A 13,750-nucleotide genomic window follows, 5' to 3' on the forward strand; every position below is an offset into this window, starting at 1 on the left:
ATTACGGTGGCAAATAGACTGAACTTCATTCGTAAAAGCCTGTAAAATCGCTTATTTACGTGATAATAAGCAGACTGTTTCCACATGTGTCGGCATCGGCTTGGGAACATCTTTCCCCAACCACGTTACCATCTGATGAACACATTTTTTCAGTTACATTTTCATTCAATCACTTTGCCTTATTCTGCTCCATTTATGACATCTTTTTCCCTTTCTGATTTGCTCTGTAGTCTGCTTTCGCATTCTCTACCTTTAATGTCTGATTGCATTTGAGTACAAATGTCAGTTTATAACTTATATTCCAACTTTAACTATGGTGTTGTGAAGTTCAATCAACTTTCAGCATCCGATACCCAACACCAATGTGTGTTTGGATATATTGTGGAGAGTTCGGTTCTTTCTCGATTTTTTTACGAAGTGTTGCCATAAACACACGAAGGGAGGCAATATCATTATCCCAACTACTTCCCCAAATGCTTTGCGTAAGGAAAGTATGGGTCAGAACTTTTCCTATATTTCTTGTCAACAGGCAAAGCAACTTATATTCAATAGGTGTTAAATGCAACTCTTCTTCATTCAAATAAGCACAACCTGCAGCATAATCTACACGAAGTTTTCCGTTTACAAAAACAACCGCTTCGGCAGGGGATACTTTTTGCATCATCAATAATCTTCTTTGCGTGACTCGTAGTCTGGCAAGCAGTTCTTCAACAGAAAATGGCTTTGTTAAATAATCATCTGCACCAGCATCCAACGCATCAATTTTATCGGTATCTTCACTGCGAGCACTGATTACGATAATTGGCATGTTTGACCAAGTACGGATTTTTTTAATAATCTCAACGCCATCCATATCAGGAAGTCCTAAATCAAGTAAAACAATGTCAGGATTGTGTGAAGATGCTTCTAAAATTGCCGATTGACCATCGGGCGCCGTCAGATATCGGTATTCGTGCGCTTTTAAGGTTGTTGTAATTAAATTTCTGACAGATGTGTCATCTTCTACAACTAATATTAGTAACTTACTCATATACTTTGACCTCCCCTGCCGGTAATGTAAATGTAAATACTGTTCCGTGCGGCAGATTATCTGAAACAGTAAGTTCTCCGCCGTGGGCGTTAATAATGGACTTGCACAAAGATAATCCAAGTCCTAAACTTCGGCGGCTGTCTGCAATTTGATTTGCACCGCTGTAGAACATGTCGAATATCCGTGGCTTTATTTCGTCAGCAATTCCGTTTCCGTCATCCGATATAGATACGATTGCTTGTTTTCCCCTCTTTTCTGTCCGAATAACAATATGAGAGTTTTTAGGTGTATATTTGATAGCATTATCAACAATATTGATGATTACCTGAACAATAAGCTTTGCATCCATTTTTGCAAGAAGAAATTCTTCTTTGCTTTCAACGGAAATATGATGTTCTTCACTCTTTCGGTTAATATGATGTAACGCTTCTGTGATCACGTCCTCCATCAAATCTTCCGTTATATGGAGATTCAACCGTCCTTCTTCAATCCGGGTTACAGCCAGCAGGTTTTCTACAAGGTTAATCAGCCACATGGAATCATCATAAATATCCGTATATAGCTGCTTTTTTGTATCATTATCAAAGGAATCGCCATTGGACAAAAGGTTACTGGCATTACCGGAAATGGATGTCAGCGGTGTCCTCAAATCATGTGAAATAGCACGCAACAGGTTCGCTCGCAACTGTTCATTTTTTGCAAGGATAGCCGCCTCCTGTTTCTCACGGGCATTTTTCTCATTTTCCAAAGCCAGGGCACATTCTCCGAGAATGGACAGTAGAATACTGTTTTCAAATGGATCAAGAGGTATTTCCCCCATCACGATTCCAACAACTCCATATACCATACTGCTGCGAACAGCAAGGTACAGGCATTTTGCATTGGAAAGCGTTCCTGTTGTAGCTCCGGCACGTTTATTGTTTTTCAATACCCAGCCGGCAACGGCCTTTTCATTTTCGGAAATACACGATTCCAAATTTTCCTCAGTTACAGAAAAAATATGCGGCGTATCCAACACTTCTCCATCAGCTAAATAAAAAACGATATCTTTTCCCAAGAGTTTAATGAGCTGATTTGAAGTTGCAGATACAATTTCATTTTTATCTTTTGCCTGTTGCAATAGCTGGTTTGTGTCAAATAACACTTTGGTACGGTAAGCAGATTGTGCCGCCTGTTTTGCCTGGTTTTTAATCCGTATAGCAAGAGAACCGGTTAAAAATGCCGCCAAAAACATGATAATAAAGGTAACAGGATAACCCTGATCATACGCCTGCAAGGTAAATTGAGGTTCCGTAAACAGGAAATTAAAAATCAAAACACTTACAATCGAGGAAATTAGGCTGTATACCTGATGTTTCGTGATGACAGCGGTGACAAGAACGCCTAAAACAAAAACAGTAATGATATTTGCTTCGCCAAATCCAAGATTCTGGAAAATCATTCCGACTAAACTGGATAAAATCAGAATCGCAGTAGATTTTAATGTATCAGTGGCAGAGAAGACGATATGGTTCTTTTTCCTGCCCCCTCTTAACTGATACACTGCAGCATTAGAAACCGTATCCGGAATAATATGCACATCCAGGTTAGGGGCATAATCAATCAGTTTTTCTGTCAGTGTCGGTTTGCTGAGCAAATGCCGTTTTGTAGCAGAACTTCGCCCGATCACAATCTTTGACACACCGGACAAACGGGCAAATTCCGCAATCTGAAACGGAATATCTTCTCCATAAACTGTTTCAATTTTTGCCCCAAGTTGCTCAGCAAGACGAACATTTGAACGAAGGCGTTTTATATTTTCCTCGCTCATCACCGAAAAATCAGGTGTTTCTACAAACAGAGCCGTAAACTTTCCTTTGAAAGCAGAAGCCATTCTTGCGGCGGTACGGATAATTTTCGCATTGGATGGAGAAGAAGATAGACAAACAAGAATATGTTCGTCTGTATGATAATCTCCATGGTTTTTAATGCGGGCATTTTCTGTGAGGATATTCACCCGGTCCGCACATCGCCGCAGTGCAATCTCCCGAAGAGCTGTCAAATTTTCTATTGTGAAAAAATTTTCTACCTCCTGTTTTGCCTGTGTCTGTCTGTATACATTTCCTGTATTCAAACGGTTGATCAAATCCTGTGGTTCAATATCTATTAATTCAACCTGATCTGCATTATCAAAAATAGAATCCGGGATGCGTTCCCGTACAACAATTTCCGTAATGGATGCAACTGTATCACAAAGGCTTTCAATATGCTGGACATTGACAGTCGTATAGACATCAATCCCTGCATTCAAAAGTTCTTTAATGTCCTGATACCGTTTTGCATGACGGCATCCTTCGGCATTCGTATGCGCAAGTTCATCCACAAGAATAATCTGTGGTTTTCTTTTCAGCGCCATGTCAATGTCGAATTCGTTCCGTATCATACCATTATAGAGAACTTCTCTTGTAGGAAGAACTTCTAAGCCATTCAAAAGAGCTGCTGTCTTGGGGCATGCATGAGGTTCTATATAACCGGCTACCACGTCAATTCCCTGCTGTTTTTCCATATGCGCCGCTTCTAACATGGCGTAGGTTTTACCCACACCAGCTGCGTATCCGAAAAAGATTTTCAAAAGTCCTTTATTACGGTTTTCTTCATCCGCTTGAATTCCCTTTAATAACTGATCCGGATTGTGTCTGCTTTCACCCATACGGTCATCTCCTTGTACAAAAACATTATATAAAATAATAGTAACTATTCAGAACCCACTGTGAAGGTACTGAACAGTTACGAATAATAAGTAAATTTCAGAAAAGTATTTTAGCACTGACATTAAAATTGCATAAAGATTATAACACCTTTTCTTCTCTTTTTCCATTCGGGCGTGTAGCCGAAAGCGGAAAATGCTCCGAAAAATCACGCAATTTTTCGACAAATAGACTCTTCATACAATCAATGTCATTTTGCCATATCACTCTCGCTGGTTTCTCAATCGTGTTGATGGGATGTACCGTAATGTCTACAGAGTCTGGATTAATGACACTTTGCTTTATTTGAAGGGATAAGGAACAATACTCATCTTTCAGAATATCGTTGGAGCTTTCTATGATAAAGCCAAAATCAAGTTTATTATTTCCTAGCCCATTTATTATTTCACTTACAGAACCGTAGAACAGATTCAGCTCATAGTTTGGGTATTCGCTTGAAAATTGTTCTAATAGATCTGCAATAGAATCTATAATTACAGGTGTTTCAAATCCAATCCTGAGCTTAGAACCTGAAATAAGTTTTTGGGATTGGTTTTCCTCGAGAAATTTATCCAGTTTTCCCATAAGAAAATAACCATAACTAAATGCTACCAACACCACTATAAGTAAAGCAAAGTCTTTCATATCACCAACTTCTTTCAAAAATTAAATATGAAAACATTTTTGAATATGTTTCGTCTCCCCAAGAACAAGCATGGTACTGCCCTTTAACAACTGCGTATCGGAACTTATTTTCAGATTCATAATATCATTTGTTTTCAGTGCCATAATATTGATGTTATATTTTTTTCGTATATCCAACTGACCGATTGTTTTTCCTATCCATTCTCCCGGTATAGATATTTCAAAGATTGCATGTCCTTCATCTAGTTCTATGTAATCGAAAATATGATCAGCGCTATAACGGATCGCAACCCAATCGGCAAGCTGCCTTTCGGGATAAACAATTTCATCTGCGCCGTTTCGTAAAAGAAATTTTGCATGAACATCACGAGCGGCACGAGACACCACCATTCTTGCACCGAGTTCCTTCAAAAGGGACGTTACTTCCAATGAATTCTGAAAGTTATCTCCGATAGCCACAATGCAAACATCAAAATTCCCAACACCAAGCGAACTCAAAAAATCCTCATTCGTCGCATCCCCAATCTGAGCGTTGGTTACAAAGGGAAGTACAGCATCAACTCGAGTATCTTCTTTATCTACCGCCATCACCTGATGATGCAATTCATCTAATTTTATAGCGATATGCCGTCCGAATCTTCCCAGACCGATAAGTAATATTGATTTCATTTTTTTATTCTCCTTAACCTACTGTAATTTTTTCCTGAGGATATTTTGAACCGTTAGCCTTTTTTTCAGAAACGGTGGCAAAAATCAAGGTCAATCCTCCCACTCTGCCAAAAAACATCAGGCAAATCAAGATTATATGGGAAACAAACCCCAGATCAGGAGTTATTCCCAGCGATAACCCTACTGTTCCGATTGCCGACGCCGTCTCAAACAAAGCGGTCATAAGTGGAATATCTTCTGTGCTGCTAATTACCATTCCTCCGACAAGGAATAAAACGATATACATCAAAAAAATCGTAGCTGCATTTCTGATAGTGCCATCCGGAATTTGTCTGCCAAAAAAATGAGTGTGTTCCTTTTTTCTAAATACAGATAATGCCGATGAAACGAGAACTGCAAGAGTCGTCGTTTTCATACCACCTGCAGTGGAACCGGGCGAGCCACCGATGAGCATCAGCATAATGATAAGCATTTGCCCAACTTCACTGAATAAAGTCAAATCTGCCGTATTAAATCCTGCAGTTCTCGGCGTAACGGATTGAAACAAGGAAACCCATACTCTTTCCTTTAGTGGCACATTTGAAAACTCAAAATAAAAAAAGTAAAGAGCCGGTAAGAATATCAATAATCCTGTTACCGTAAAAATTACCTTGCTTTGCATTCGGTATTTTTTGAAATGCCATTTATGATTCTTTATATCCTCCCAGGTAAGGAATCCAATACCTCCTGCAACAATCAGCACCATAATCACAAGATTTACAATCGGCTGTACAGAATAGGATGTTAACGAGGAAAAAGGTGTTCTTATACCGATCAGATCAAATCCTGCATTGCAAAAAGCAGAAATAGAATGGAACAGCGAATACCATATTCCTTTCCAAAAACCAAAATCCCTGCAAAAAACAGGGGCTAAAAGAGCCGCACCAATGATTTCGATTAGAATAGTAGTCCGAATAATAAATTGCGTTCTCCGCACAATACCACCCACCGTTGGAGCCGAAATTGCCTCCTGCATGGTACTTCGCTGCATCAACCCGATTTTACGCCCGGAAACAACAGCAATCGCAATAGCAATCGTAATAATTCCCATACCCCCGATTTGAATCAGCAGTAAAATAACTCCTTGGCCAAATAAAGACCAGTAGGTTGCCGTATCCTTAATAATCAGTCCCGTCACACAAACCGCAGAAGTTGCGGTAAACAAAGCATCCAAAAAGGAGGTACACTGGCCGCTTTTTGTAGCAATTGGCAGCATCAAAAGCAGACTGCCTAAGAGAATCACGGATAAAAACCCTAAACTAATCACTTGAAATGATGTCATATGCCGATGTCTTGACCTGTTTTTCTGTTGCATAACTATATCCCCATAATCTTAATTTCTTTTTTATATTGCCTTTATTCTATCTTTATTTGTATTAAATGGGCGTAAGTAAGTTTGTTTTGAAATTAAGATTGTATAAAGATGAGCAGAAGTCTCATATTATTTGCTTTTGCAATTCTTGTTTCATATCCATCACCATGCGGATTCTTTCTCATCATAAGCGGAACTAATACCCCTTCTTTCTCAATACTGCATCTTAATTCAAACAACTCCTGATTTCGTTCTACTTTGAACGGATGGCTCGATAAATCGATTATGTACTTTCAATTCCTTCAGCATCTTGTTAATCTTTTTATTTCCCAGATGCAACAGCTTTCACGTCCATAAATCCCCATACCCGCCGTGATTGGCAGGTGTTTGACTCTTTCTACTATGATATGCCTGATTTTTCAAAAAACAGGATAACTTTTCAGATAATATAGATTTCTTTACATTAGCATGATACAATTAAGAAAGTAAAAAACGGGACAGCAGAGATCATCCGGCTTGCTGATTGAGATACAGTGAAAACACACAAATTTGCAAACAGAGCAATAGCCTATCTTTTGAACTGTGAGAACGAAAAATTGCCCAAGGAAATAATGGTGGCATTTGAATAACGAGGGAGTGAGATATATGGAACCATTACTGATTGTTGAAGATGATATCGGTTTGAATCAAGGCTTATGCAAAGCACTGAAAGTAGATGATCGGAAAATCATTTCCTGCCAAGACCTAAAAACGGCGAAGGAGCAGCTGCTTTGCGGCGGTGTATCCCTGATCCTGCTGGATATCAATCTGCCGGATGGCAGTGGGCTTGAGCTGCTCCGGGAGGTCAAGGAAAACATGCCCGGTATTCCTGTTATTCTGCTGACTGCCAATGACACCGATCTGGACATCGTAGACGGACTGGAGCGGGGCGCTGATGATTACATTACCAAACCCTTTTCTCTTTCGGTTTTGCGGGCAAGGGTGAATACCCAACTGCGAAAGCAAGCGTCAAACCATAAAAATGCGCCAATCCATATGGATCCGTTTCACTTTGACTTTGAGGCTATGACCTTTTATGTGGGAGATTCAAAAGTGGAATTGAGTAAAACAGAACAAAAATTACTGCGTCTGCTTGTTGAAAATCGTGGTCGAACCATGACCCGTGGAGACCTTGTCGACCGGATCTGGACAGATGGCGCGGAATATGTGGATGAAAATGCTTTGTCTGTTACGATCAAGCGTCTGAGGGATAAGCTTGGTGCACAGAAATACATTAAAACCGTCTATGGAATCGGTTATAGCTGGGTGACAAAAGATGAATAAAACCGGCATTGTGATCATACTGCTATGTTTTCTGGCGGCGGCAGCTGTTGTATTATGGAATCGGAGAAAGGTCAGAAAAACGATGGAAGAAATCGAAAGGATGCTGGACGCTGCCATGACCGGCTCCTTTTCTGAAACCAATTTTAATGAACGCCGGCTGTCTGCATTGGAAACGAAGTTTGCGCACTATCTTTCCGCCGCAGAAACTTCCTCTCGAAATGTAGCACAGGAGAAGGACAGAATTAAGACCTTGATTGCGGACATCTCCCACCAGACGAAAACGCCGATTGCAAACCTGCTGTTATACAGCGAGCTTTTGATGGAGGAAACTCTGCCTGTATCGGCGAAGGCAAATGTGGAGGCGCTGTACAATCAATCGGAGAAATTGCGATTTTTGATTGACTCGCTTATAAAGCTGTCCCGGCTGGAAAACGGAATTATTTCACTATCGCCGCAGCGCTCAGCATTACAGCCACTGCTTCAAGGTATTGCAGAACAATATGCCGCCAAGGTTTCTGAAAAAGGATTGTCTTTGCAACTGCAAGATACTGATGCTTTTGCTGTATTCGACTTCAAATGGACAGCGGAAGCACTGGCTAATATCGTAGACAATGCCATCAAATATACAGAGCATGGCACAATCAGGATTTCTGCTGTAAGCTATGAAATGTTTGCAAGGATCGATATATCGGATACCGGTTCAGGCATCCCGGAAAGTGAGCAAGCGAAGATATTTGCTCGCTTTTACCGCTCAAATAGTGTGCAGAAACAAGAAGGTGTTGGCATCGGCTTATACCTTGCCCGACAGATCATATCCGGCGAGGGCGGTTATATCAAGGTTGCTTCCGTTCCGGGAAAAGGAAGTACGTTTTCCATATTTCTGCCGAAATAACAACAATTCTATCAAAACTGTTAGATTTCATTTTCCGCCGGAAAGAATGTGGAAAGATTCCTATGCGATAATCTGTATGTATCAAAGGATGATTTCTTTGCATACATACAGATTTTTTCATGGAGGTACTCATTTATGGATGTTTTACAGGCAAAAGACCTGAGAAAAATTTATGGCTCCGGCAATAACGCAGTTCATGCGTTGGATGGAGTTGATTTAAGTGTAAAGAAGGGCGAATTTGTTGCAATCGTCGGCACATCCGGCTCCGGCAAATCCACGCTGTTGCACATGCTGGGCGGGCTGGATCGCCCTACAAGCGGCACGGTCATGGTGGACGGACAGGATATTTTCTCCCTAAAGGAGGAAGCGCTGACCATCTTCCGCCGCAGGAAAATCGGCTTTGTGTTCCAAGCATATAATCTTGTTCCGGTGCTGAATGTGTATGAAAATATTGTTCTACCCATTGAGCTGGACGGTGGCAAGGTCAATAAGGATTTCGTACAGCAGATTGTACAGACACTTGGGCTGGATGATCGTCTGGATGCGCTGCCCAATCAGCTCTCAGGCGGTCAACAGCAGCGAGTAGCCATTGCCCGTGCGCTGGCGGCAGCACCCGCTATCATTCTGGCAGATGAACCCACCGGCAATCTGGATTCCAAAACCAGCCAGGATGTATTGAGCCTTTTGAAAGTCACCAGTCAAAAGTTCGCCCAGACAATCGTAATGATCACTCACAACGAAGAAATTGCGCAGATGGCAGACCGCATTATCCGTATCGAAGATGGTCGGATCGTCTCCCAGAACTAACGGGAGGTGGCTACGATGAATGTCAAAAACAGAAAATGTATTCGAAAGCTCAGCTTAAAATCTCTTTATGCGAACCGCCGCCGTAATCTGATCGCCATTTTTGCCATTGCGCTGACAACGCTGCTATTTACGTCCATGTTCACCATTGTCTTGTCGTTGAACGCCAGTTATGAAACCTACCAGTTCCGGCAGGTAGGCGGCTATGCACACGGCACCTTTAAGGATGTTTCCCCCGAGCAGGCGGAACGCATCGCTGCCCACCCGAAGGTGAAGGCTGCGGGGGCACGGAAGGCGATTGGTATCACTGCGGAAGGTGTCTTTGCCAAAACGCCGGCAGAGATCAGCTACATGGACGCCAATTGCACCAAATGGAGCTATGCCACCCCCACTACCGGGCGGATGCCCAAAAGCGGCAAAGAAGTTGCCATGGATACGGCAGCGTTGCAGCTACTTGGCGTGACACCGAAACTGGGCGCAGAGGTCACGGTTTCCTATTCCATCACGGACAAGGATCAAACCGCCTTTGCTGTAACGGATACCTTTACGTTGGTGGGCTATTGGGACTATGATGAACTAATGCCTGTTCACTACATCAACATCAGCAGTGATTACGCAGATGACATCGAAGCGCAGGCAGTGAAAACAGGGTTACAGCCCTTCCGCACCGATTTGAATGTCATGATGGCTTCCGGCACAAACATTCAAGGGCAGATGGAGCAGGTGGATACCGATCTTGGCTACACATGGGACAGCTATACCGATCCCAACAGCGTCCGAATCGGTGTCAATTGGGGATATACCTCATCCCAGTTGGAGTCGCAACTTGATCCGGAACTTGTGATCGCCATAGCAGCTTTTTTACTGCTGGTGATTTTTACCGGGTATCTTATCATCTATAACATTTTCCAGATCTCTGTTGCAGGGGATATCCGGTTTTACGGACTTCTGAAAACCATTGGCACAACGCCCCGGCAGATCAAACGTATCATTCGCCAGCAGGCACTTCTGCTTTGTCTGATCGGCATTCCGGCAGGGCTGCTGCTGGGCTACGGCATCGGCGCTGTTCTGGTGCCGGTTGTCTTGCGCTCCACCCAGTTAGAGGTGGGCATCACGACCATCAGCACCTCGCCTGTGATCTTTGTTGGCTCCATGCTGTTTGCCCTGTTGACGGTGCTCCTGTCCTGTTCCAAGCCCGGAAAAATGGCAGCCAGGGTCTCTCCGGTGGAGGCTACCAAATATACAGATGCGATGCAGACTAAGAAAAAACAGCGCAGTACCCGGGGAGCGAAGCTCCATCAGATGGCCTTTGCCAATCTGGGACGAAACAAGAAAAAGACGGTGCTGGTGGTGGTGTCTCTGGCACTGTCGGTGACACTGTTCAATGCGCTGTGTGCCTTTGTGGGCGGCTTCAGCATGGAGAAGTATGTATCCGCCATGACCTGCGCCGATTTTATCGTCAGCACTCCCGACTATTTTCGTTATAACTCGAGTGCAGATGAATTCATCACCCAGGAACAAATAGAGGATATCTCCGCAAACACAAAGGCCAGTCTTTCCGGCACGGGATATGCTGTGCGAAAACCCGCATATCTGTGGATGGCGGAGGATGCTCTGCGGCAGGACTATGCAAGGTACGAAAGCGCCGAGCAGTTGGACAGCCATATGAGCTGTCTGGAGCACCGGGGCAATATGGTGATGGGAGATACCAGAATCGAGGCTCTGGATAACAGTCTGTTTGACAAGCTGCAAGTGTTCGACGGAGATATTTCTCCCATGTTGGAGCCGGACAATAACGCCATTGCCATTGCGGTTTCTTTGGATGATTACGGTAATCTGCCCAATCTTGAATACTACCCCAAGGTGGGAGACACGATCACCGTTACCTATGCGGATGATGTGAAATATATCGACAGTCGCACCGGAGAACTCTGCACCGAAGATACACCGGAGGAGTACCTTCAGGCAAAATTGTATGGAGCCAGAGATGTAGAGTACACGGTCTGCGCCTTGGTAGAACTTCCGAATTCCATGAGTTATCGTTATGGTGGTATTGGATATGACGTAGTTTTGTCTGTGGACACCGCACAGAGGGACAGCGGTGGTGCAGTCATTCCGATGCTTTACCTGTTCGACACAGCGGACGACGCTGACGAGACCGAAGCAGAGCAATATCTATCGAAGCTCACTGCCGGTGAGTTTTCGCCCTTGATGTATGAAAGCAAGGCCACGGCTCGCTCTGAATTTGCTCAGTTCCGGCAGATGTTCCTTCTGATAGGTGGTATCCTCTGTGCTATCATTGGGCTGGTGGGACTCTTAAATTTTTTCAACGCCATGATGACCGGTATTCTTTCCCGCCGCCGTGAATTTGCTGTACTTCAGGCTGTAGGAATGACGAACCGGCAGCTCAAAACCATGCTGATCTACGAGGGATTGTTTTACGCAATGTCCTCCGTAGCAGCGGCCTTTATTCTGTCACTGGTGTTTGGACCTCTTGCAGGAAAAATGCTGGGCAGTATGTTCTGGTTCTTTGAATATCGATTCACCATTCTGCCTGTCCTGTTGACAATTCCGGTATTTCTTCTGCTGGGGTGGCTGATTCCTTGCATGATGTATGATAACGCAGCGAAATGCAGCGTTGTAGAGCAATTAAGGGATGCTCAATAACTTTAAGCAAAAAACGGCCCTCTGCCAAGGAAAAGGCAGAGGGCTGAGTTTTAATCTAAGGGTTTATATTCCTCCATTCTGCGGGATGTTAGCTTATCCCAAAATATTTGAATGCTTCTCGGATTGCTTTCTCTTTTTCCAGTGGGCACTGTGGCTGTCTGGAATCCTCGGACTTCGGCAAATTATAGTTCTTACCACCCCCAATCCCACATTTTCGCTTAATTTGTGAGATATACAGGTTGGATACCTTTAACCCGCTATGCTCCAGCGCATAGTCCTTGGAAAGCAAGACAACCGTCTCCACATGCACCGTATGAGGAAACTGATCCACCCCCTGCACCTTCTTAACTTCATATCCTTCCCCCCGCAGATATTTCAGATCCCGGGCCAGAGTCGCAGAGTCACAACTTACGTACACGATCCGTTTCGGCTGCATCTTTACCATCGTAGCCAGTACGCTCTCTTCGCATCCTTTCCGTGGCGGATCCACCACGATCACATCCGCATAGATGCCTTCTTTTTCGTATTTTTCCGGCAACACTTCTTCCGCTTTTCCTACAAAGAATTCTGCATTGGTGATATGATTCAGCGTTGCATTTCGTTTTGCATCCTCAATGGCAGCCGGGACAATTTCCACACCATAGACCTGTTTTGCTTTCTGGGCGAGGAAGAGGGAAATTGTTCCGATTCCGCAGTAGAGATCCCAGACCGTCTCATTTCCTTCCAGACCTGCATATTCCAGTGCTTTTTCGTAAAGTTTCTGTGTCTGCACCGGATTGACCTGATAAAAAGACTGCGGGGAGATCTGATAGGCGATCGGTCCGATCGTATCGGTGATGTATTCCTGTCCCCATAAGACTTTCCCTTTTCTTCCCAGAATCACGTTCGTCTTTTCCCGGTTGATGTTCAGGGAAATGCTGGTCATTCCCGGAATCTCGCGAAGTTTTGCGATCAGATCTTCCGCTCCCGGGATGCGGCTGCCGTTGACGACAAGACAGACCATGATCTCTTTCGACTGGAATCCATAACGGATCAGTACATGACGCACCAGACCCTTCCCGGTTGTCTCGTCATATGCCGGGATATCATATGCTTCCATATGCGCCAGCACCAGATTCAGGATCTGTTCGTTGACTTCCACGCCGAGATAACATTTCCGGTTGCTGATGATCGAATGGGTTCTTCCGGCATAGAATCCGGCGATCAGATGGCCTTCTTTGTCGCATCCCACCGGAAACTGCGCTTTGTTTCTGTAATGGTACGGATCTTCCATGCCGATGATCGGCTGCATCGGAATCTCTTCTTTCTGAAAACCGCCGATCCGGATCAGATTATTTTCAATCTTCTGCTGTTTGTATGCCAGCTGTTTTTCATAAGAAAGTGCCTGGATCTGACAGCCACCGCACTGACGGGCGTACGCACAGCGTGGCTCGACCCGGTCTTTCGACGGCTCCATGATCTCCACCAGTCTGGCATAACCGTAATTTTTCTTCGCCTTCATGATCTTTGCCTGTACTTTATCGCCGATCACTGTGTCTTTTACAAATACGGTATAACCGTCCACTTTTCCGATTCCTTCCCCGTCATGTCCCATATCCTCGATGGTTACAGTCAGAAGATCATTCTTTTTGTATTCCATGGAT

General features: G+C 43.8%; 10 protein-coding genes. 4 read left to right on the forward strand and 6 right to left on the reverse strand.

The window, feature by feature from the left end; all coding sequences use genetic code 11:
- Positions 1 to 328: 328 nt before the first annotated feature.
- The 5 genes from ETP43_RS12815 to ETP43_RS12835 all read right to left on the reverse strand — a co-directional run bounded on the left by ETP43_RS12815 (position 329) and on the right by ETP43_RS12835 (position 6,424).
- Entirely contained in the window at positions 329 to 1,030 is a 702-nt protein-coding gene (locus tag ETP43_RS12815; protein ID WP_129258482.1) for a response regulator, read from the reverse strand.
- Positions 1,023 to 3,719 carry a sensor histidine kinase gene (locus ETP43_RS12820; RefSeq protein ID WP_129258484.1) on the reverse strand — a complete coding sequence of 899 codons (2,697 nt, stop codon included), beginning with the start codon at positions 3,717 to 3,719 and terminating at the stop codon, positions 1,023 to 1,025. The genes ETP43_RS12815 and ETP43_RS12820 overlap by 8 nt, the downstream gene beginning before the upstream one ends.
- Positions 3,720 to 3,858: 139 nt before the next feature.
- Complete coding sequence (locus ETP43_RS12825) at positions 3,859 to 4,419, reverse strand: LysR substrate-binding domain-containing protein (RefSeq protein WP_243114281.1); 561 nt, start codon at positions 4,417 to 4,419, stop codon at positions 3,859 to 3,861.
- A gap of 3 nt (positions 4,420 to 4,422) precedes the next feature.
- Positions 4,423 to 5,070: a potassium channel family protein gene (locus ETP43_RS12830; protein WP_117525752.1), complete on the reverse strand. Its 648-nt coding sequence runs from the start codon at positions 5,068 to 5,070 to the stop codon at positions 4,423 to 4,425.
- Positions 5,071 to 5,083: 13 nt separating this feature from the next.
- Complete coding sequence (locus ETP43_RS12835) at positions 5,084 to 6,424, reverse strand: TrkH family potassium uptake protein (RefSeq protein WP_129258485.1); 1,341 nt, start codon at positions 6,422 to 6,424, stop codon at positions 5,084 to 5,086.
- 642 nt (positions 6,425 to 7,066) lie between these two features.
- Between ETP43_RS12835 and ETP43_RS12845 the strand changes: the two genes are divergently transcribed.
- From ETP43_RS12845 to ETP43_RS12860, 4 genes are all read left to right on the forward strand, one after another.
- The gene (locus ETP43_RS12845; protein WP_129258488.1) at positions 7,067 to 7,744 is read left to right on the forward strand and encodes a response regulator transcription factor; all 678 of its coding nucleotides are present in this window, start codon (positions 7,067 to 7,069) and stop codon (positions 7,742 to 7,744) included.
- Complete coding sequence (locus tag ETP43_RS12850) at positions 7,737 to 8,636, forward strand: sensor histidine kinase (protein ID WP_129258490.1); 900 nt, start codon at positions 7,737 to 7,739, stop codon at positions 8,634 to 8,636. Before ETP43_RS12845 ends, ETP43_RS12850 begins: the two co-directional genes overlap by 8 nt.
- A gap of 135 nt (positions 8,637 to 8,771) precedes the next feature.
- Entirely contained in the window at positions 8,772 to 9,443 is a 672-nt protein-coding gene (locus ETP43_RS12855; RefSeq protein WP_129258492.1) for an ABC transporter ATP-binding protein, read from the forward strand.
- A 15-nt stretch (positions 9,444 to 9,458) separates the two neighbouring features.
- Complete coding sequence (locus ETP43_RS12860; protein ID WP_129258494.1) at positions 9,459 to 12,107, forward strand: ABC transporter permease; 2,649 nt, start codon at positions 9,459 to 9,461, stop codon at positions 12,105 to 12,107.
- Positions 12,108 to 12,195: 88 nt separating this feature from the next.
- Here the strand turns inward: ETP43_RS12860 and rlmD are convergent, their stop codons facing one another.
- Positions 12,196 to 13,746, reverse strand: coding sequence for a 23S rRNA (uracil(1939)-C(5))-methyltransferase RlmD (gene rlmD, locus ETP43_RS12865; RefSeq protein ID WP_129258496.1), 1,551 nt, complete (start codon positions 13,744 to 13,746; stop codon positions 12,196 to 12,198).
- Positions 13,747 to 13,750 lie beyond the last annotated feature (4 nt).

It is taken from the genome of Blautia faecicola, from assembly GCF_004123145.1.
GTDB lineage: Bacteria > Bacillota > Clostridia > Lachnospirales > Lachnospiraceae > Oliverpabstia > Oliverpabstia faecicola.